General features: G+C 67.4%; 17 protein-coding genes and 2 pseudogenes. 12 read left to right on the top strand and 7 right to left on the bottom strand.

Features of this window, described 5'->3' with window-relative positions:
* Positions 1-21: 21 nt before the first annotated feature.
* Positions 22-2271, bottom strand: coding sequence for an FUSC family protein (locus tag C1737_RS15205; RefSeq protein ID WP_102418788.1), 2250 nt, complete (start codon positions 2269-2271; stop codon positions 22-24).
* 112 nt (positions 2272-2383) lie between these two features.
* Between C1737_RS15205 and C1737_RS27175 the strand changes: the two are divergent.
* The 3 genes and pseudogenes from C1737_RS27175 to C1737_RS15195 form a co-directional block, all read left to right on the top strand.
* Positions 2384-2455 (top strand): annotated as a pseudogene (locus C1737_RS27175) (hypothetical protein); the annotation flags it as partial.
* Positions 2429-3463: a galactose-1-phosphate uridylyltransferase gene (gene galT / locus C1737_RS15200; RefSeq protein WP_369807563.1), complete on the top strand. Its 1035-nt coding sequence runs from the start codon at positions 2429-2431 to the stop codon at positions 3461-3463. The pseudogene C1737_RS27175 and the gene galT, both read left to right, overlap by 27 nt.
* Positions 3460-4551 carry a galactokinase gene (locus tag C1737_RS15195; protein ID WP_102418786.1) on the top strand — a complete coding sequence of 364 codons (1092 nt, stop codon included), beginning with the start codon at positions 3460-3462 and terminating at the stop codon, positions 4549-4551. Before galT ends, C1737_RS15195 begins: the two co-directional genes overlap by 4 nt.
* A gap of 109 nt (positions 4552-4660) precedes the next feature.
* Here C1737_RS15195 and C1737_RS15190 read toward each other — a convergent pair whose 3' ends face one another.
* The gene (locus C1737_RS15190) at positions 4661-5236 is read right to left on the bottom strand and encodes a TetR/AcrR family transcriptional regulator (RefSeq protein WP_199182849.1); all 576 of its coding nucleotides are present in this window, start codon (positions 5234-5236) and stop codon (positions 4661-4663) included.
* Between the two features lie 164 nt (positions 5237-5400).
* Here C1737_RS15190 and C1737_RS15185 point away from each other — a divergent pair, with 164 nt between their 5' ends.
* Together C1737_RS15185 and C1737_RS15180 are read left to right on the top strand one after the other, a co-directional pair.
* On the top strand, positions 5401-6147 hold the full coding sequence (locus C1737_RS15185) for an SDR family NAD(P)-dependent oxidoreductase (protein WP_102418784.1): 747 nt from the start codon (positions 5401-5403) through the stop codon (positions 6145-6147).
* 55 nt (positions 6148-6202) lie between these two features.
* Positions 6203-7087 carry an alpha/beta fold hydrolase gene (locus C1737_RS15180; RefSeq protein WP_102418783.1) on the top strand — a complete coding sequence of 295 codons (885 nt, stop codon included), beginning with the start codon at positions 6203-6205 and terminating at the stop codon, positions 7085-7087.
* A 21-nt stretch (positions 7088-7108) separates the two neighbouring features.
* Here C1737_RS15180 and C1737_RS15175 read toward each other — a convergent pair whose 3' ends face one another.
* Entirely contained in the window at positions 7109-7444 is a 336-nt protein-coding gene (locus C1737_RS15175; RefSeq protein WP_158243970.1) for a cupin domain-containing protein, read from the bottom strand.
* Positions 7445-7518: 74 nt separating this feature from the next.
* On the opposite strand from C1737_RS15175, the pseudogene C1737_RS27170 reads away from it, so the two are divergent.
* Together C1737_RS27170 and C1737_RS15165 are read left to right on the top strand one after the other, a co-directional pair.
* Positions 7519-8317 (top strand): annotated as a pseudogene (locus C1737_RS27170) (IS3 family transposase); the annotation flags it as partial.
* 106 nt (positions 8318-8423) lie between these two features.
* Positions 8424-9050: a TetR/AcrR family transcriptional regulator gene (locus C1737_RS15165; RefSeq protein WP_102418781.1), complete on the top strand. Its 627-nt coding sequence runs from the start codon at positions 8424-8426 to the stop codon at positions 9048-9050.
* Between the two features lie 39 nt (positions 9051-9089).
* On the opposite strand, the gene C1737_RS15160 is transcribed toward C1737_RS15165, so the two are convergent.
* The gene (locus C1737_RS15160) at positions 9090-10613 is read right to left on the bottom strand and encodes a glycosyltransferase family 39 protein (protein WP_102418780.1); all 1524 of its coding nucleotides are present in this window, start codon (positions 10611-10613) and stop codon (positions 9090-9092) included.
* A gap of 187 nt (positions 10614-10800) precedes the next feature.
* The gene (locus tag C1737_RS15155; protein WP_102418779.1) at positions 10801-11691 is read right to left on the bottom strand and encodes a helix-turn-helix transcriptional regulator; all 891 of its coding nucleotides are present in this window, start codon (positions 11689-11691) and stop codon (positions 10801-10803) included.
* Between the two features lie 175 nt (positions 11692-11866).
* Here C1737_RS15155 and C1737_RS15150 point away from each other — a divergent pair, with 175 nt between their 5' ends.
* The 4 genes from C1737_RS15150 to C1737_RS15135 all read left to right on the top strand — a co-directional run bounded on the left by C1737_RS15150 (position 11867) and on the right by C1737_RS15135 (position 14243).
* Entirely contained in the window at positions 11867-12292 is a 426-nt protein-coding gene (locus tag C1737_RS15150; protein WP_102418778.1) for a nitroreductase/quinone reductase family protein, read from the top strand.
* The gene (locus C1737_RS15145; protein ID WP_233214759.1) at positions 12289-13101 is read left to right on the top strand and encodes an alpha/beta fold hydrolase; all 813 of its coding nucleotides are present in this window, start codon (positions 12289-12291) and stop codon (positions 13099-13101) included. The genes C1737_RS15150 and C1737_RS15145 overlap by 4 nt, the downstream gene beginning before the upstream one ends.
* Positions 13102-13212: 111 nt before the next feature.
* On the top strand, positions 13213-13578 hold the full coding sequence (locus tag C1737_RS15140) for a hypothetical protein (protein ID WP_142393463.1): 366 nt from the start codon (positions 13213-13215) through the stop codon (positions 13576-13578).
* Positions 13563-14243, top strand: a complete 681-nt coding sequence (locus C1737_RS15135) for a PAS and ANTAR domain-containing protein (RefSeq protein WP_102418776.1) — start codon at positions 13563-13565, stop codon at positions 14241-14243. Before C1737_RS15140 ends, C1737_RS15135 begins: the two co-directional genes overlap by 16 nt.
* A gap of 6 nt (positions 14244-14249) precedes the next feature.
* On the opposite strand, the gene C1737_RS15130 is transcribed toward C1737_RS15135, so the two are convergent.
* Entirely contained in the window at positions 14250-14735 is a 486-nt protein-coding gene (locus C1737_RS15130) for a hypothetical protein (RefSeq protein WP_102418775.1), read from the bottom strand.
* A 231-nt stretch (positions 14736-14966) separates the two neighbouring features.
* Here C1737_RS15130 and C1737_RS15125 point away from each other — a divergent pair, with 231 nt between their 5' ends.
* Positions 14967-17600, top strand: coding sequence for a GH92 family glycosyl hydrolase (locus C1737_RS15125; RefSeq protein WP_102418774.1), 2634 nt, complete (start codon positions 14967-14969; stop codon positions 17598-17600).
* Between the two features lie 14 nt (positions 17601-17614).
* On the opposite strand, the gene C1737_RS15120 is transcribed toward C1737_RS15125, so the two are convergent.
* Positions 17615-19993, bottom strand: a complete 2379-nt coding sequence (locus C1737_RS15120) for a lysylphosphatidylglycerol synthase transmembrane domain-containing protein (RefSeq protein ID WP_102418773.1) — start codon at positions 19991-19993, stop codon at positions 17615-17617.
* Positions 19994-20100 lie beyond the last annotated feature (107 nt).

Here is a 20100-nt window from a genome sequence, read left to right as displayed (position 1 = left end):
CACGGGGCCCAATCAGCCGTGTTATTTCCCTGCGTGCCTGCCCGGCCTCTGAAATCCGTCGGTGTGGAATTCGGCGCCGGCGGTTTCGCGCCCGCCGAGGTTGGTGGCCGCGATGACCACGGCCCGTTCGATCTGGCGCAGCGCGTGCACCGCGGTGAGGAATCGCCGGGTATCGGGCGCCGGTCGATGCGCCGACCCGTCGCGCTGGCGGGCCAGGGTCTCGGCGGTGTCGAGGTCGTCGGCCGCCGAGATCATGGTCGGCCCGCGGCCTGTGCCGATGGCCGCGGCCAGCGCGTCGATGTTGCGCCGTGTCTGAGCGGCGGCCGCCGAGAAGGCTTGCGCCAGTTCGACGGCCAGCGGTTGCGACCCCACCCGGTCCTGGTATTGCTCGCTGCTGCGCGCCAGGCGGCGGCCGTACCGGTCGCAGGCGGCGAAGATGCGCAGCGCGCGGCGAATGCTGCGCCGCCCGGCAAGGCCGGCGACGCCCGCGAGCAGCGGCTTGGCGGTGACCCGGAACTGCTGAAGGTCCCGGTCCAGTTGGCGCGCCTGCTCGGACGGGCTCACGCTCTCGCCTTCGCCGAACATCGTCGCGGTGGACACGTCGATCAACATCGACAGGCTGCCCAGGAACGTGCGGGTGTCGTCGCGGATCGCGGCTCTGGTGTTGGTCGGCAACACCACGATCGCCACGGTGGCCCCGATGACCGCGCCGATCGCCGTCTCCTCGATCCGCAACATCAGTACGCCGAAAGAGAATTGGCCAAGCAGGCCGTACAACAACGCCAGCATCGTGGTGATCCAGAACGTCATCAGGCTGTAGGTGACCGTCATGAAATAGAAGGCGCAGAACAGGCACACGAAGATCCCGGCGAGCGCGGCGGTCTTGTCGCCGGCCAGCAGCGTGGCCACCAGCACGCCGCACGGCACACCGAGCAGCGTGCCGAGCAGGCGCTGCCAGCCCTTGGTCAGGGTCTCGCCCCACGAGTTGGTGCCGGCGAAGATGACGAACGCGGCGATCACCGCCCAATACCAGCGAGCCGGCGACACCAGCTCGCCGGCGACGATGGCCAGCGACGCGGCGACGGCGACCTGGATGGCCTGCCGGGTGGTCGGTCGCAGACCCGCCGGCTGCGCTTCTTCGGCGGGTTGGGCGGGTTCGTCGCCGGATGCGGGCGGCCGCTCGCTGTCCATGGTCCCCAGCGGGCCGTCGGTGGCGGCCCGGTCGACGATGGCCCGCACGTCGGCAGTCGCTGTGGCGGCGTTGACTATCGCCAACGCGAGGCGGCGCACGGCGGCCTCACCCGGGTCGTCGTCCGCGGGGGCCGCCGCCGGGCGGCACTGCTCGTCGAGCAGTCGATGCGCTTGGTCGGCGGCGCGTCGAAGGCCGTCGGGCTCGGGGAGGCGGATGGCCCGAGCCAGCGGGGAGAGCGCGTCGACGAGCGCGGCCCGGGTCTGGGCGGGTATGGCGCCGGGGTCCGCCGACGCCAGCGCGGCGGCCCGCCGGCCGGCCGTGGCCACCCACTCGATGGCCAGCTCGGCGTCCAGCAGCCACGGGGCCAGCTGTTCGGCGGTGACACCGGGCCACAGCAGGGCGGGGTCCGCCTTGTCCTCGATCTGGCTCTGCACCATCAGGGCGGTCTCGTTGAGCCGCAGGGTGCGCGCCCGCATGCGGCGCCGGCGGCGTTCGTCGAGGCGGCCGGTGCGCACCGCCTCCGCCGTCGTGTCGACGACGATCGCCATCCTCGCCCGCAACGCCCGGACGGTCGCCCGCAGCACGCGTTCCGGCCGATCGGGCATGACGTAGGTGGTCATCACGAACGTGCACACCGTGCCCACCGCGACCGCCCCGATCATCCACGGCAGCTCCGAAATGCGCGCGCGCAGATACAACGTGAAGAAGTAGGACATAAAGGCGACCATGCCCAGGGCCCGGCCGCGGGCGCCGAAGCGGCGGATGTAGGCGGCGGTGAAGACCACCACCACGAACACCGCGTCGCTGACCACCGGGTGGGGCGCGAGCACCGCGGCGGCGGTGATGGACGCGGCGGCGGGCAGCGGCAGCAGCGCCATGGTGATCCGCTGCCGGCGCGGGTCCGGCTCGTTGACGGATCGCGACGCGACCATCGTGATGACGACGCCCAACAGGGCGACGGTCAGGGGCTGTCCGGTCGCCCGGGTCAGGACGGAAAGCGCCAGCAGCGAACAGCCGAGCGCGGCCGTCGTCCGCGTCGCCATCCGCAGCCGGAGCAAACCGGGATCCGAACCGATCACCCAGTTGCCGGCTTGTTCGTAAAGACCGGTTATCGCCCTGCCCCCTTCCCGGCGCCCGACCCATCATGGTTACCCGAACGGCGTCACGGCGGCCAAGCTAGTCTTCGACATCGTGACAGCGCCGACGCGGGCGAAGCTGGCCGACGGCCGTGAGCTGCTGTTCTTCGCGCTGCCCGGCCACCGCCCCGCACCGGTCGAAGATCGCAGGCCGCTGCCGGCGCGCGCCGGGCAGCACTCCGAGTTGCGGTTCGACCAGACGACGGGGCAGTGGGTGATCGTCGCCGCGCTGCGCCAGGACCGGACCTACATGCCGCCGGCCGACCAGTGCCCGCTGTGCCCGGGTCCGACCGGTCTCACCAGCGAGGTGCCCGCCCCCGACTACGACGTCGTGGTGTTCGAGAATCGCTTCCCCAGCCTGTCGGGCGCCGGGCCGGCGCTGGCGCCCCCCGGCGACGGGTTCGTGTCCGCCCCGGGGCACGGTCGGTGCGAGGTGGTCTGCTTTTCCAGCGACCACACCGGCTCCTTCGCGGGATTGGAGCCCGCGCACGCCCGGCTGGTCGTCGAGGCGTGGCGGCACCGCACCGCCGAGCTCATGGACACCCCCGGGATCGAGCAGGTGTTCTGCTTCGAGAACCGCGGCGAAGAGATCGGGGTGACGCTGAACCACCCGCACGGTCAGATCTACGCCTATCCCTACCTGACGCCGCGAGCCGCCGTGATGCTGGGCCAGGCGCGTCGGCACCGAAAGCGTCACGGCACCAACCTCTTCGGTGACCTACTGGCCGGTGAAGTCGCCGACGGCGGCCGCATCCTGGTGCGCGACGGCCTGTTCACCGCCTTCGTGCCGTTCGCTGCGCGCTGGCCGGTCGAGGTGCACATCTACCCGAACAGGTTCGTGCGCAACATCACCGAACTCGACGAGGAAGAACTGGACGCGTTCGCGCGCATCTACCTCGACGTGTTGGGGAGGTTCGACCGAATGTATTCCTCACCGCTGCCCTATATTTCGGCGTTGCACCAATACACCGACACCGGCTCCCAGGCCGAGGGCTACTTCCACGTCGAGTTGATGTCGGTCCGGCGCAGCGCCACCAGGCTCAAATACCTGGCGGGGTCAGAGTCCGCGATGGAAGCGTTCATCAGCGATGTGACGCCCGAAAGCGTGGCCGAGCGGCTGCGCGAGCTGGGATGACGGTCCGCTATGCCGCGCCAGGACGGATCAACCTGATCGGCGAGCACACCGACTACAACCTGGGGTTCGCGCTGCCCATCGCGCTGCCCCAGCGCACGGTGGCGGCGTTCACGCCCGACCGCGGCGGCGCCGTCACCGTGGCCAGCGACCGCGCGGATGGGTCGGTGCGCATCCCGCTGGACACCGCCCCCGGCGGCGTGTCCGGCTGGGCCGCCTACGTGGCCGGGGTGATCTGGGCGCTGCGACAGGCGGGCCACCCTGTGCCCGGTGGCGCGATGCGGATCACGAGCGACGTCCCGATCGGATCGGGCCTGTCGTCGTCGGCGGCGCTGGAGTGCGCGGCGCTGGGCGCGATCGCGGCGGCCGCCGGCGTGCGCATCGACCCCAAGGAACAGGCGCGCCTGGCCCAGCGCGCCGAGAACGACTACGTCGGCGCCCCAACGGGTCTGCTCGACCAGCTGGCCGCGCTGTTCGGCCGGCCGACGACGGCGCTGCTGATCGACTTTCGCGACCTCACGCTCGCGCCGGTGGCCTTCGACCCGGACTCCGCCGGTGTCGCGCTGCTGCTGATCGACTCCCGGGCCCGCCACAGTCACGCCGGCGGCGACTACGCCGCACGCCGGGCGTCGTGCGAGCGGGCGGCCGCGGACCTCGGGGCGTCGTCGCTGCGCGAAATCCAGGACCGCGGGCCGTCCGCGGTGGCAGCGGTGCGTGACCCGGTCGACGCCCGACGGGCCCGCCACGTGCTGACCGAGAACCAGCGGGTTCTGGATTGCGTTGCGGCACTGAATGATTCGGATTTCGCCGAAGCGGGGCGGATCTTCAGCGAATCGCACGCGTCCATGCGCGACGATTTCGAGATCACCACCGACCACATCGACCTGATCGCCGACACCGCGGTGCGCGCGGGCGCGTTGGGCGCGCGGATGACCGGCGGAGGGTTCGGGGGCTGTGTGATTGCGCTGGTGCCGATCGACCGCGCCGGCGCGGTCGACGAGGAGGTGCGACGTGCGGTGAGCTCCGCCGGTTTCGCGCAGCCGGTCATCGCCCGAACCCGCGCCGCCGCCGGCGCGGGACCGTGTGGGTGAACGAGCCGACCGGCCACGTCGAAGTTCGGGTGTACGCCGAACTCAACGACTTCCTGCCAGTTCCTGCCAGCGGGCCAGCGCGGTGCGACGGCGCGGCCCAACTTGGCGGTCATGCACGCTCAGTCACCGTGCTCACCAAGCGTGTCACGAACTCGTCGTCCATCGGTTCTTTGGAGAACCATCGTCGATAGAAGAGCGGGCCGACCAAGCTGGCGACGACCTCGGTCGGGGACCGGTCCGAGGAAAGTTCGCCCCGTCTTTGCGCGCGCTCAGTCACGGCGACGAACGGCGACATCAGTGCCTCGTGGAGGGCGGCGTGCACGCGGGCCAGGTCGGGGTCGCGCTCGGCGGCATCGATGATCGACGGCAGAATCGACGCCCATTGGGCGGCGCGAAGTTCTGCGGCGAGGTCGCGGGCCAGCGCGGCGATGTCGCCGGCAAAGCTGCCAGAGTCTGGAATCGGGCGAGACCCGCCCAGTTTGGAGCATGCGTCTAGAAGCAGGGCGCTGCGCGAGGGCCAATGTCGGTAGATCGTTGTTTTTGCGACGCCTGAACGGCGGGATATCTCCTCCACGCTGACTCCGCCGATGCCGCTCTCGGTCAGCAGACGATACGTCTCCGTGAGCACGGCGTCTACGGAGCGTTCGACCCGCTTGTCGGCGCCGCTAACGGTCGGTTTCTCCACGGAGATCATTATCGCGGAGTTGACGCGATGAGAAACGCTACGATACCGTAGCGTAGTGTGCGACGTCCGAAGAACGTTTGCAGAGCACGGCCCCGTTTGACCGATCAAGTGCGGCCATCCAACCGGTATGAACCCGGCCGAACCGCCGACGAGGAGCTCGTCTGATGAATGTTGAAGGAAAGCTCGCCGTGGTCACGGGCGGGGGAGCGGGGATCGGCTTGGCCATCACGAGGGCGTTGCGAACCGCAGGGGCCGACGTGCTCATCGTCGGCCGCAACGGCGCGCGGCTTCGTGCGGCGCAGGACACCGACCCGCAGATCCGCACCGTGGCAGCCGATCTCGGCGACGGCGCCCAACGGGCACGGCTCATCGATCACCTGAGCAACAGCCGCCCGCCGGACATCCTGGTCAACAACGCGGGCACGATGACCCAAATCGACCTACAGGGCTCGACTGCCCGGGCCATGATGGACGACGAAATTGCCGTTGACCTGTTGGCGCCGATGCGCCTGTCGACCGCCTTGCTGCCAATGCTGCTAGGTCGACCCGAGAGCGCAATTGTCAACGTGACCACGGGGCTGATTTATGCGCCGTTGGCTGCGAATCCCGCGTATTCCGCGGCCAAGGCAGGACTGCATGCGTTCACTCAGGCGCTGCGCCACCAGACCAGGCACACTCCGCTCCAAGTGCTGGAAGTGCTGCCGCCGACCGTTGACACTGAACTGACCCACGGCTACGGGGGCCCGAAGATCGCCCCGGTGGTGGTCGGCAGAGCAGTCGTCCGCGCGCTGATAACCGGCCGCACGGAGCTGCGGATCGGGCAGGCGAAGCTTCTCTATCCGATGTCACGGCTGATGCCTAACGGCACCTTCCCGATGATGAATCGTTTCGTTACCCAAGAGCAGACGTGAACGTGCCGGCCGCCGGTGGGCAACGATTGAAATATCAGAGTAGAGAGGGAATTTCATGACCGTTGCGCCGGCAGTACCGCCCTGGCTCGACACGACAGCGTTTCCTTATGAGAACCACTATCTGAAGATCGATGGCAACACCGTGCACTACGTCGACGAAGGCAGCGGCCCAGTGCTGCTGCTCCTACACGGGAACCCCACGTGGTCGTTCCTCTATCGGCACATGATCGCCGAGTTGTCCGGATCGTTTCGATGCATCGCGCTCGACTATCCCGGATTCGGGCTCAGCACTGCCCGTGAAGGCTATAGCTACAAACCCGTCGAGCACTCCGCGGTCGTCGAATCCTTCGTCGAAGCATTGGGGCTCAACGACATACGGTTGATGGTGCAGGACTGGGGTGGCCCGATCGGACTCGGTTTCGCCGGCCGTCGTCCCGAGCTAATCCACTCATTGATCGTCGGCAACACCTGGGCACGGCCCGCGCAAGATGTCGCCCACATCGCCATGTTCTCGCGTATCGCGGGCAACCCGGTCAGCCGGTGGCTGATCAAGCGCTTCAATCTTTTCGTCAGGCTGCTGTTGCCGTTTGGCGTCAGCCGCAGCCTGACCGCCGCGGAGAAGGCCGCCTACCGCGGGCCATTCCCGACACCGAGATCCCGCGTGCCCACCGCGCTGTTTCCGCACGAAATCCTCGCCAGCCGAACCTATCTCACCGAGGTCCAATCCGGCCTGTCTGCACTCGCAGGCACGCCGGCACTGATCGTATGGGGCGACGCTGACACCGGATTCCGGGCGAGCGAGCGTCAGCGATTTGAAGCCGCGTTCGCACACCACCGCACGGCCATCCTCAGCGGTGCCAAACACTTCATTCAGGAAGACCGCCCCCACCAGATCTGTGCGGAAATTGTTGCCTTCGAACAGCAGACACGCGGCAGGTAGTAGCCCGCAGACGCGGACACCTCACCTCGTGGGATTGTGCACGACGACGGATACGACGCGTGCGATTTCGGTTGTGCGGTTGCGGTATTGGTGTGGCGTCGCGGGGTCGAAGGCCAGCGAGTCGCCCTCATGCAGTCGCAGGGTGTCGAAGCCGATGACGGCTTCCAGCTCTCCGTGCAGAACGTAAAGGTACTCGCGGCCGTCGTGTCGAACGGCCTGACCACCATCGCAGGACTGTCCACCGGGGGTGTAGATCACCTCGAGAAAGTCGACCCACTCGTCGTGCGTCGGTGTGAGTCGCTCCCAGCGGACGCCCGTCGAGAGTTCGATGACGCTGCGATCGCCGGCTCGTTGCACGATCCCCGTTCCGTTGGCGCCGCTGGCGCGACCCCATTGGTGGAACGCAGCGGGTGGCGCCGCGAGCGCATCGCCTGGCTGAGGGCAAGGACACCGCGGCGGTCTTCGGGGAGTTGGGCATCTCGGGGGCGACGTATCACCGTTGGCACAACCAGTTCGGTGGCTTGGAAGGCAAGGACGCCAAGAAGCTCAAGGAACTTGAACGCGAGAACGCCACCCTCAAGCGGCTATCGGCTGATGCTGAGTCGGAGAAGGACGCGCTGCGGGAGGTCGCCAAGGGAAACTTCTAGACCCGGAGCGTTGGCGGGCGGTCGTTCGTCACCTCCAGCGGGCGCTGGGGGTCAGAGAGCGGTTCGCCTGCCGCGTGACCGGGCAGCACCGCGCAACTCAACGCCATGAACCCCGTTCGGCGACTCCGGCTGATCCGGATGCCGTTTTGCGGGACTGGCTGCGCTAGGGCCCACCCGCACCGCGGGTTCCGGCCGGCCTACCACGATGCCCGTTGCGAAGGCCTGGGTAGTGAATCATAAGAAGATCCATCGACTTTGGCGAGAAGAGGGCCTGCGGGCTCCGCAGCGGCGCAAGCGCAAACGCCACGGCACCTCCACGGCCCCGCCGGGGGCGGTAGCTGATGCGCCGAACAAGGTGTGGGCAACTGACTTCCAGTTCGACGTGACGCCGACGGGTGGCCGATCGAGATCGTCTCGATCATCGACAAGCACACCCGTGAATGTCTAGGCATGATGATCGAACGCAGCATCACCGGTGAAGACCTGATCGACGAGTTGGACCGGGTGACTGTCGAACGCGGTGCCTATCCCGTGGTGCTGCGTTGTGACACGGACCCGATTAGCTTGCAGCGCAATGGCTGAGACCGGGATAAATAGGACGGAAGATGGCCGCCACACAGGTGTCTCTTTTCTCTAGAACAGAGACGCTCCGCGCAGCCAGTGTTAGTGAAGCATTGTTACACTAAGGGGTGCCCCGTCCGGTTGATCATGCCAAGCGTCAGGACCTTGTTGCCGCCGCCAGTGTCGTCCTGGCGCGCACAGGGGTGATTGATACGTCGCTGCGGTCGCTGGCCGCCGAGCTGGGCACCAGCGCTCGCATGCTGGTGTATTACTTCGGCAGCAAGGAACAATTGATTCTTGAGGTGCTGAATCGTCAGCAGCGTGCTGCGATTCCGGAGACTAAAGAGGTCGAGCTGCCGGTTTCGCTTGTGGCACACCGGAATTGGTGCTTTGACGACTGGCATGCGTGCACGCGCGGTGATCGCAGCGACACCTTACGCATCGTCTTGCAAGTTTTCGGGGCGGCCTGTGGGCGTGACAGCGCCTACCGGGCCTACACCTGGAGCACGTTGTCGTTGCTGACGCGCAACTCCCAAGCCCGATTAGAAGCGTTGGGCTTTCCGGCCCATGTCGCGGAAACGCGTTCACGGATCGCGCTGGCGGCCTTTCAGGGCTTCATCATCGAGTACTTCACAGCAGACGACCCTAGGTACGTCGATGCCAGTTTCGCCCGGTTTGTCGACGAATTCCTCTTAGCGCCATGGACACCCGCCGCTCAGCCAGCCCTCCGCGCGGAACTGCCAGCTGGTCACTGACTCGCCCTGCTTCGCGTCAGCGTCGGTGGCCTGCCCGCGCTAGAGGTCCATCATCGTCGGCCATAACGAAGACCACGGCCGCCGGGGGCCGTTGCATATCCAGACGGTGACGTCACGTGTGACTAGCGGCATGCCGAGCCGAACATCTAACGTCCCCGCCGGCACCACGGAGATGAACCACCGCTGCAAGCCTTGCGCGGTGCTACCGACCCAGATTACGGTCTGGGCAGTCTCCGGCGGGTTGCCGAAGTAGCCGAATCCGCGCTTAGGGCTGTAAATCGCGGGAAGGCCCGCCCCTTCCCGGTCATAGTCGAGCGCGCTGGCCTGGATGTAGCGTTCTGTCACGATCACCGCGGTGCGACGCTGCTCGGGCGGCATCCGCTGATACACGCCGGCCACCGCTGCAGTCAGTTCTTTCCAGCCGAACTCACCGTAGGCCTGCCCGTTGACACCGGCGGCGAAATCTGCGGCCGGAGTCAACTGTGACGCCGATCGCCACGGGGTCTGCCACACCACGAACGCCACGACCGACACCACAACAGCGGCCGCGACTGCGACAGCCGCTCGCCGGGTGCGTACCACCGCCGCCAGTTCCACCGCTCCTGCGGCCATCACCGCCACATATAAGCCGGCACCGTACTCAGTGCGCCCGCCAGTAGCCGCAAAGATGATCACCATCAGCAGAAATGCCAAACCGACAAACCGGTACGGCCGCAGCTGCGGCGATCGCCACAATCGCCACACGCCGTACACCAGCAAGACCGCGCCCAGGGGGCCGCACATTTCGGCCACCCCGGGCAGGAAGGCGAGCAGACCGCCCGCCAACCCAGTGGTCTGACCTCGCACCACAGCACCCATACCGACCTGTGGCCAACCATGATTGGCCTGCCACACCAGCATCGGGCTCGCACACACCACGACCAACGCGGCACTGCACCACAGTGCTGGCCGGCGCAGCAGCTCCCGTGGGCCCAGGGATGCAGCCGCAACGAGAATCACGACCCAGAACACCGGGGCAAGCCACTTCACTTCCAGTGCCGCGACGGTCACCACCCCGGCCGCGAGCAGCAGCGCATCGCTGCGCGTGCGCACCCAGCGCACGATCAGCCACGCCAACAGCACCCACAACGCGGTATCGATACCGTTGGTCGTCAACCTCTGGTTTTGCCCCAGCGCGCAGACCGACGTCGCGCACGCCGCCGCGACCAGCACCTGCGCGAACCGTCCGCCACCCAGTTCGCGTGCAATGACTGCACTGAAGACCACGATCACCACCGCGGCGACGATCGCCGGAATCCGCAGCGCGGCAAACGATCCCGGAAAAGCCCAATCTATGCCTCGTGCCAGCAGCGGCACCAACGGGCCCTGGTCGACATAACTCCACGCCAGCCGCTTGCCGGCAGCGATGAAGTACAACTCGTCGTAGTAGTAGCCATAGCGGCACGCAGACAACGCCGCCACAACGCCGGCGACCACTGCCACGGCCGCCACTTCCCACGTCGCGATCGGCGGGCATGCGTCAACTCGCTCGTTCTGGACGGTCCTTACCTCAGCCACGGGCATAACTGTAACGTTTGCTTCACTAATGATCCACCGCCCTGGAGGAGTCGAATTGAACCAAAGCTCGGGCCTTCGTTGTGCCAGCTACGCCATGAGACAGGATCTGAGCCGTCTTCATTCTCTAGAAACGAGACAGCCGTTGATACGGATGAAACCGTGAAGAAGCAATGTTGCTGCGTGTTCGGGCCATTCATCGAGCCGGCGGACTGCCGACGTTGCCGGTCCGCTGATCTGATGTGTGGACGGCGGATGTCTCATTCGTTGCTGTGATCGAGCTGAGGAGGTTGAGAGCGTCAGCCGATGGTGAGCCTGGCTCGGCCGTGTAGGTGACGACAGTCTGGTTCGGTGAGGTGGGCGTTGTCCACCCGACGAACGTCAAATCGAGATCCCCGACTTGAGGATGTCGGAGTTGCGTCACTCCGGTCGACTTCTCGTAAACGTGGTGGGTACTCCACAAGCGTCGAAATGTCGAACTGAAAACCGATAGCTCGCCCACCAGCGCGGTCAGGTCAGGGTCGTCTGGTACCTTGCCGGCGGCAGTGCGCAGCATGCCGACAGTATTGCGTGCGGCTGTCTCCCATTGGCGATGGCGGGCGGCGACTTCCTCGTCACGAAACAGCAACCACGCGGTGTTCCTTTCTCGCGCAGGGCGATTCGCGAAATCGGTGAAGACCGCACTGGCTAAACCGTTCCATCCGATGACCTGTGCGCTGCTGGTCATCACCAGCGCCGGCACCGTCAGAGTGTGCAGAAACGCGAGCACCGGCGGGGACACCCGTTCCCGTCGTGCGCGCGGACGTTGACGTGGTGGATGTGCGAGCCGGTAGAGGTGCTCGCGTTCTGTGGTATCGAGCATGAGAGCTGCCGCGATTGCGTCGAGGACCGACTCCGACGGTCGCCCACCTCGGCCTTGTTCCAGGCGGACGTAGTAGTCCGTCGACAATCCGACCATGGCGGCCACCTCTTCGCGCCGAAGGCCGGGAACCCGGCGCCGTTGCCCAGTGTCCGGTAAGCCGGCGACGGTGGGCGACACGGCCGCACGCCGCGCCTGCAGAAATTCACCCAACTCCGACTTGCTCATACCACATCATGGCCCAGTGGGCGGGCGGCCAACATGGACTTGTGAGGCCCCTGGTTAGGCGGTCCCCCTGCACAGTACGGCCTGGCCGAGCGTGCGGCGGCCGGGCACAGTAGGCCCGGTGAGTTCTGACACGCGACCGCCCGCGGAACTGCCTTCGGTTCCCACCTACGCTCAAGTGCTCGACGACCCGGCCGCCCTGCATATTTTCAACGAGCAGATCGTGGTCGAATTTCGCCGCAACGGCGGGGTGGTTGGTGGTCCATTCCGGGAATCGCGCGTGCTCTTGTTGACGATGACCGGGGCTAAGTCGGGCCGCCGCAGACTGACGCCTTTGGAGTACTTTCCGATCGACGGACGGGTCATCTTGATCGGCTCGTTCGGTGGTGCTCCACGAAATCCCGCGTGGGTGCACAACCTTCGGGCGCACCCGGTTGTGAAAGTGGAGATCGGCGAGACGGCATATGACGCGATCGCCCAGGAGTTGAGTCCACAGGAGGGGGCGCGGCTGCTGTCGTTGATCAAATCCCAACACCCTCGCGTAGCGGGCTACCCCAAACCCGATCGTGTGATCCCGGTCTTCGAGCTTCGGCCGATGCGATGAACACGCGTGTGTCGTCAGTTGACGTAGAGGGCGCGCGGGTCGTATTCCATGTCGATGGCACCGGGCCGGGTCTCGTGCTGGCCCACGGTACCGGTGGCGATGCGGAATCGAACTGGTCCGGTGTCGTGGCTCCCTTGGGTGTAGGCCGGATGGTCGTTCGTCCGAACTACTCAGGCTCGGGCCAGACAACCGACGACGGTGGGCCGCTGACCGTCGCAGGCCTGGCCGCTCAGGTGGTCGCCGCCTCGACGGCGGCGGGCGCGGTACCGTTCGACCTCGTTGGATTCTCCCTGGGATCGGCGGTAGCAACATTCATCGCCGCGGAGTACCCCCACGCGGTGCGTTCGCTGGTCAGTTTGGCCGGGTTCGTAGACACGGATGCACGCCAAAAGCTGCAGTTCGAAATTTGGCGCGATCTCATCGACGCCGACCGCTCGGCCATGGCCCGACTGATGCTGCTGAGCGGACTGAGCTCCAAGCACCTTAATCAACTCGACCCCGCATCGATTCAGGCCCTGACCGCGGACGTCGTAGCCGCAGTGGACTGGCCCGGCATGCGGCGACAGATTGCCCTTGACCTCACTGTGGATGTCCGCGATCAAGCACAGCGTATATACGTACCGACACTGGTCATCGGCTGTGAACACGACCAGATGGTGCCAGTCGCTCACGCACGAGCGTTGGCCGCGCTGATCCCCACAGCTCGCTACGCGGAAATGAGTTGCGGCCATCTCGCCTTGATGGAGAACCCCGACAAATTCGTCGATCTGGTGCTCGACTTCCTGGCGGCGCCGGGCAGACACGACTAGCGCGGCCGCCCAAAACCAATCTTTCGGCGGGATGCTGGAACGGCTGTGGCCGCGCCCTGGTCGGTCCGAACATAGCTGTAGCGGCGGCCGGATAGCTGTAACGTAACGGATATGTCGGGGATGACATGCGGCGCGTGCGGGGCGGGGTCCTCGGCCCGGTCCGACGCCCTCTACTGCTCGTCGGCCTGTCGGCAGCGGGCTCATCGCGCCCGTTCGGCGCGCCGCACCGCCGAGCTGCGGGAGACCGTTCGGCGCAGCACGCGGACGGCCCGCGGCACGCCCTCGGACGTCGCCAGGTCGCTGCAGCGTTCGGTGGCCGATTCCGTGGAACGCGCGCGGCGGCAGGTCGACCGATCCCGCGAACTTTGCCGCGTGTCGGCGCTGCGGCTGCAGGAAAGCGACGCCATCCGGCTGGCGTCGCTCGAGAATTGGGCGTCGGTGTCCCACCCGGAGCGTGTGTCGTGGCGTGGGATCTAGACGGCCAGGCGGCGGCGGTTGAGCGGGCGCTCGCGGGAGGCACCCCGCAGCGGGCGGGCTGGTTCCGCTTCTACTTCGAAGATCAACGCTGGGAATGGTCCGACCAGGTGCACCGCATGCACGGCTACGAGCCGGGAACGGTGACCCCGACGACCGAGCTGGTGCTGTCCCACAAGCACCCCGCGGACCGGGCCAGGGTGGCCGAAGGCATCGACGACATGATCAAGCATCGCCGCCCGTTCAGCACCCGGCACCGCATCGTCGACACCCGCGGCAACACCCACGACGTGGTCGTGGTGGGCGACCAATTCTGCGACGACAGCGGTGAAGTCATCGGCACCCACGGCTTCTACGTCGACGTCACGCCGACGTCGAGCCGCAAGCGCGAGGAGGCCATCAGCGCACAGGTCGCCGAGATCGCCGACCGTCGCGGCGCGATCGAGCGAACCAAGGGGATGCTGATGCTGGTCTACGGCGTCGACGAGAAGGCGGCGTTCAACCTGCTCAAGTCGTTGTCCCAGGTGCGCAACATGAAGCTGGGCGTGCTCGCCGAACAAATCGCGAAAGACTTCCCCGAGCTGGCCAAGGAGGCCATCGGGTCGCGCTCACGATTCGACCAGAGCCTGCTCGCCGCCCACCTGCGCGCCGCCGGCTCTACCGAGTAGCGGTCGCTAGCCGCCGCGCGCCAGGCGGACCGCTCCCAAGTTCATCCGGTCGACCGCCTCGGCGAACTCTTCCCGCGTCGGCATGCGATTGTCGCGGAACTTCAGGCCGATCATGCGTTGGGCGCGCGCGACGCCGTAGGACTCGGCGCAGCGCAGGAAGAGATCGGAGACCACAGCGCGGTCCGAGATGAGCTCCCCGCGCATCGCGGTCGTCTCGCCGTCGTAGACCACCCGGGCCGGCGCGCCGCCTCGGAAATTCCGCTTCCACGCGGCCCCCGTCAGCGCGTAGAGCTGACCGTCGATGACGTGGGCGCTCACCGGAATCGTGAACGACCGGCCGGTTTTTCGCCCGGTGAAGCTCAGCACCATCAGCTGCTTGCGGGCGGGGCCGGCCAGCGGCGTGCGCAGCAGCAACCCCAACACCGGGTTGACCAAGCGCAGCAGGATCGACGGCGGGTGCCCGGCGTCGATCGCATATGACTGTTCTGCCATGGGTTCACCGTAAGCCCGTTCGGTTGCGCGGCGTAGCGTCATCTTCCTCGGTCAGGGTGCGATGGTGGTCCGGTCCCTGGCCCGGAATCACCACCGCTTTCCGCGCGGGGACGCGGGCGGTGCCGTCCTTCTGATGCGTGCTTTGAGCTGCCCGGCCGGATCCGCAAATCGTTATCCAATTCGTTTGAAGAAACAGCCACCCAACACACCGTTGTCCAGTAAGAGACAGGTATGCGGTCACGCAGGGCCCTCGTCGCGCTCCTGGCGGCGTCGGTCGTCTTCATCGCGTTCGTCGCTGCGGCGCCGCCGCCCGTTGCCTACGACGGCGAGCCCGGATTCGTGACCGACCCCGTCGACCACGTCGCCACGCTGATCGGCACCGGAACCGGTGGCCATACGGTGGGGGAGATCAACAACTTCCCCGGCGCCACCATGCCGTTCGGAATGGTGCAGTACTCACCGGACACCGTCGGCAATTACGCCGGCTACAACTACGACAACCCGCGCTCGACCGGGTTCAGCATGACCCACGCCTCCGTGGGCTGCGCCGCGTTCGGCGACATCTCAATGTTGCCGACCACCAACGAAATTGGCTCGCAGCCCTGGAAGGCCTGGGAACGGATCGCCCACGACGACACCGAACGGGGCGTGCCGGGCTACTACACGGTGCGATTCCCGGGTACCGGGGTGAAGGCGGAACTGACCGCGACCACGCGCACGGGCGTCGGCCGGTTCAGTTATCCCCGCAACGGCCGCCCCGCGCTGTTGCACGTGCGTTCCGGAGCGTCGCTGGCGGGCAACTCCCGCGCGACCATCCAGATCGGTGAGGACAACACCACCATCACCGGCTGGGCGACCAGCGGCGGGTTCTGCGGCAAGAACAACACCTACACCGTCTATTTCGCCATGAAATTCAGCCAGCCGTTCATTTCTTACGGGGCATGGGACGGCAATGCGGTGTATCCGAATGCCCGCAGCGCGAATTCGCCGTACAGCGGCGGATACGTGGAGTTCCCGGCCGGGGCGGTGCTCGAGGTGCGGACCGCGATCTCCTACGTCGGTATCGACGGGGCGCGGGCCAACCTGGCGGCCGAGGGTGCCGCCAGCTTCAACGACGTGCGCCACGCCGCGTCGAGGACGTGGAACGCCACGTTGTCGCGCATCTCGGTCGCCGGCCGCAACGCCGGTGACGTGGAAACGTTCTACACCTCCCTGTATCGATCGTTGTTGCACCCCAACACCTTCAACGACGCGGACGGACGCTACATCGGGTTCGACGGCGCGGTGCACGCCGTGGCGGCGGGGCACACCCAGTACGCCAACTTCTCCGACTGGGACACCTACCGATGTCTGGCGCCGTTGCAGGCGCTCCTTTTCCCGGACCGGGCCGGCGATATGGCCCAATCGCTGGTGAACGACGCCGAGCAGAGCGGAGCGCTGCCGCGCTGGGCGCTGGCCAACGCCGCGACCGCGGAGATGAGCGGCGACAACGTGGTGCCGCTCATCGTCAACCTGCATGCCTTCGGGGCCGGGGGCTTCGACACCCGCGCGGCCTTGCGCTACATGGTGAACGCGGCGACGAAAGGCGGTGTGGGGCTGGGCGGTTACGTCGAGCGACCGGGCATCGAGACATACCAGCAATTCGGCTACGCGCCGTTCTCCTTCGAGTTCCGCACCGACGGCTGGATCGCCGCCGCGTCGATCACGCTCGAGTGGTCGGTCGACGACTTCGCCATCTCGCGGTTCGCCGATTCGCTCGGCGACACCGCCACCGCCGCCGAATTCCAGCGGCGGTCGCAGTACTGGCAGAACCTGTTCAACCCGACCACCCGGTACGTCTCGCCGCGCAGCTGGACCAGCTTTTTCCGCGCCGGGCCCGCGTTCGTGGTGTCGCCCTCCGATTTCGGCCAGGTCGGATTCGACGAGGGCAACGCCGCGCAGTACGTCTGGTGGGTGCCGCACAACGTGGCCGGCCTGGTGACCGCGCTCGGCGGGCGCCAGGCGGTGGCCGGGCGGCTCGACGGCTTCACCAGGAAGCTGAACGTCGGCCCCAACGAGCCCTACCTGTGGGCCGGTAACGAACCCGGTTTCGGGGTGCCGTGGCTGTACAACTACATCGGTCAGCCGTGGAAGACGCAGCGCACGGTCGACCGGGTGCGCGGGCTGTTCGGCCCGACGGCCGACGGGGAACCGGGCAACGACGATCTGGGCGCGATGGCCAGCTGGTACGTCTGGGCGGCCCTGGGACTGTATCCGAGCACGCCGGGAACGCCGATCCTCACCGTGGCCGCACCGCTCTTCGATCGCGTCGTGATCGCGCTTCCCGGCGGCAAAACCATTCGGATCTCGGCGCCCGGCGCGTCCGGACCGCGCCGTCTCAGATACGTCAGCGGCCTGCGCGTCGACGGGCAGGCCACCGACCACACGTGGCTGCCCGAGTCGTTCATCCGCACCGGCGGGGAACTGAGCTTCACGCTCGCCACCTACCCGGACAAGAGTTGGGGCACAGGCGAATCCTCCGCCCCGCCGTCGTTCGGTGCCGCCAGTTCGGCCGTGACCGTCAACGTCCCGAGCCCGATCGTCACCATCGCCCCGGGCAGCACGGGCACGGTCAGGCTCGACGCCCAGCGGATGATCGGCGATGCCGGCGGATACACGGTCACCGGCACCGCCTCGGACGGCGGCATCACCGTGACGCCCTCGACCGGCCAGTTCTCCCCGGACGGGTCGGCGAGCATCGACGTGCCCATCACGGTGGCACGGGCGGTGTCCGACGAGTATTACCTCGCGTATTTGACCTCGACCGTCGGCCAAAGTTCCCGGACGTCAACCGTTCTCGTGGTGGTGCAGTCCCCGTTCGAGTGATCCCGTACCGGACGTCAGATCATCTCGTTCCGGGTCAACCACCGCATCACCGGCCAGCCGGCGAACACCGGCAGCCAGCAGGTGAGCACCCGGTACAACAGGACCGACGGTAGGCCGACCGCCGGCGGCACGCCGAAGGCGGCCAGTCCACCGATCAGCGCCGCCTCGACGGCCCCGACGCCCCCGGGAGTCGGCGCGGCGGAGGCCAGCGTTCCGCCGACCATGGTGACCACCGTGACGGTGACGAACGAAGCGCCGCCGCCGAACGCCTCGACGCTGGTCCACAGCGTCAGTGCGGCTCCGAGAGTCGTTCCGGCACAACCGAGGACGATCAGCCCCAAACGCTGTGGCTCTCGGGCCACCTGGACGAGGTCGGTCGTCACCTCCTTGAGTTTGGGGCGCACGTCCGTCGCCAGCCAGCGGCGCAGCTTCGGCACGAACAAGAAGGTGCCGATAATCCCCAGTGCCACACCCGCGATCAGGTACAGGACCGTCGCGGTGGGGACGAAGTGCGAGAGGTTCATCGACGCGCCCGCAACCGTGCTGAACAGGATCAGCAACATCAGGTGCATGATCACTTGCACGGATTGCTGCAGGGCCACCGCCGTGGTGGCCCGCATGGCGGACAGCCCGCCGCCCTTCTGCAGGTACCGGGTGCTGAGCGCCAGCCCGCCCACCCCGGCGGGCGTCGTCGTGGCGGCAAACGTGTTGGCCACCTGCGCGATTGACAGCTTCCAGAAGCTCACCGTCTCGTCCGCGGACGCCCACAGAGCGGCGGCCGCCCCGACGTAGGTCAGCGCCGACACCGCCAGACCCAGCAGTGCCCACCACCAGTGCGCGGTCCGCAGCTGCGACACGAACGTGGGCGCGGTGCTGATGAAGGGATACGCGACGTAGACGAGCGCGCCGAACAGCACCAGCTGGATGAGCTGGCTGCGGGTGAACCGCGTGATGGTCTCGGTTTTGATCTGGTCGGCCCCGGTCTGACGCTTCACTTCGGCGCGGGCGGCGGAGATGACGGTGCCCGCATCCTGGATCGACCTCCGAATGGGCCGGGGCACAGCCACTTTCGTCAGGCGGCGCGACGCGGTCAGCACGGTGTCCCTGTCGAAAGCGTCGATCGCGGCGGCCACCGCCGACTTGGGGTCGTACAGGGCCGAGGTGGTCACCAGCAGCTGGGCGATGTCGGATTGGAGTTGGGCGTCGGTGGCGCCGTATTCGGCGCTGTGGAAGCCGCCGAAGAGCACGGCGTCGCCGTCGACGGTGATCTCGTTGCCGCGCAGGTCCCCGTGCGCGATCTGCTGGTCGTTGAGGATCCGCAGCGACCGCCACACCCGGTCCACCGGCGTCGACTGCGCGCACCGGCTCAGGGGCAGGCCGCGGGGTGGCTTGTGCGAATACAGAATCCAGCCCCGGTCGAGGGTGGCGACGGCGATCGTCGAGGTGTTGGCCAGACCGACCTCACCGATGGCGATCGTCATCAGCGCGCGGTGCTCGACGGCGCGTCGCATGGAGGTCACCAGGGGCCCGGTCTCGGTATCGCGCAGCCGCAGCTTGATCCAGAGCTGGCGCAGCGTGCCGCCGCTGCGTTGGTGCGGGCCGTACAACTCGACGACCGCCGTGCGGTCGGGCTGTTCGCACGCCGCCGACAGGACCAGCGGGCCCCGACCCGCCGGCCGGACCACGGTGAGCCGCGAGACGACGAACCCGCGCCTGGCCATCGCGCGCACGGCCGACTCCAGGGGCACCTCCAGCGCCGGGGTGCCGACCACGAGAACCACCAGCGAGCCGACCAGCCAGCCGACCGCCAGCCCCAACAGCGCGCGGGCGGGCACGATGGCACTGACCACGAGGTGGATCGGCACGAAGGCCAGCAGCAGCGCCCACCACCAATGCCGCCAGCGCGCGGGCAGCCACGGCCCGGAGACGGTCAGCACCGCCGCCAGCATGCCGATCCAGCGCGGGTCGTCGAGGAACTGGCCCAACACGGTCGGCAGGCGTTCGGAGAGGTCGAAGTGCCAGCGGGGAGCCGAAAACCCGTTGCCGCCCACCGAAAGCGGCAGCGCCGCCAGTAGGGCGGCGGCCGCGTAGGCGCCCAGCAGTTTCCATTGCCGGCCGACGATCAGGCCGATCAGGATCATGAACGGCAGCGCCAGGATCGCCACGCCGTAGGCGAGGTACACCAGATCGGCCTGGCGGGGGGAGAGCACCCCGACGATCTGCGAGATCGACTTCTCCAGCGCCTCCCACTGCGGCCGGGTGATCAGCGAACTCGTGATCACCACCGCGAGGAAGGTCGCGCTCGCGGCCAGCCGCAGGATGTCGTTGGTGCGCCGGGTCAGTGGCTGCAGCAAGCTGCCGGAAACGCTCACCTCGCGCCCGTCGACTCGCATGTGGTAATGATCCTTCGGATCCGTTCGGCGCCGCTGCTCGACCCGCTCGCCGGCTCGCCGACAACTTAACGCCGATGTCCCGTGCGCGACAGCTCGCACCCGCCCGC

It is taken from the genome of Mycobacterium sp. 4858 (assembly GCF_900240975.1).
Taxonomy (GTDB): Bacteria; Actinomycetota; Actinomycetes; order Mycobacteriales; family Mycobacteriaceae; genus Mycobacterium.
Note: the sequence above shows the minus strand (reverse complement) of the source record. Positions and strands in the feature narration are given on the sequence as shown.

Excerpts from the sequence above, each read along its gene's own strand:
- C1737_RS15195 (WP_102418786.1), top strand. The coding sequence starts at position 3,460 with ATGACGGTCCGCTATGCCGCGCCAGGACGGATCAACCTGATCGGCGAG.
- C1737_RS15185 (WP_102418784.1), top strand. The coding sequence starts at position 5,401 with ATGAATGTTGAAGGAAAGCTCGCCGTGGTCACGGGCGGGGGAGCGGGG.
- C1737_RS15180 (WP_102418783.1), top strand. The coding sequence starts at position 6,203 with ATGACCGTTGCGCCGGCAGTACCGCCCTGGCTCGACACGACAGCGTTT.
- C1737_RS15160 (WP_102418780.1), bottom strand. The coding sequence starts at position 10,613 with ATGCCCGTGGCTGAGGTAAGGACCGTCCAGAACGAGCGAGTTGACGCA.
- C1737_RS15155 (WP_102418779.1), bottom strand. The coding sequence starts at position 11,691 with ATGAGCAAGTCGGAGTTGGGTGAATTTCTGCAGGCGCGGCGTGCGGCC.
- C1737_RS15145 (WP_233214759.1), top strand. The coding sequence starts at position 12,289 with ATGAACACGCGTGTGTCGTCAGTTGACGTAGAGGGCGCGCGGGTCGTA.
- C1737_RS15140 (WP_142393463.1), top strand. The coding sequence starts at position 13,213 with ATGTCGGGGATGACATGCGGCGCGTGCGGGGCGGGGTCCTCGGCCCGG.
- C1737_RS15130 (WP_102418775.1), bottom strand. The coding sequence starts at position 14,735 with ATGGCAGAACAGTCATATGCGATCGACGCCGGGCACCCGCCGTCGATC.
- C1737_RS15125 (WP_102418774.1), top strand. The coding sequence starts at position 14,967 with ATGCGGTCACGCAGGGCCCTCGTCGCGCTCCTGGCGGCGTCGGTCGTC.
- C1737_RS15120 (WP_102418773.1), bottom strand. The coding sequence starts at position 19,993 with ATGCGAGTCGACGGGCGCGAGGTGAGCGTTTCCGGCAGCTTGCTGCAG.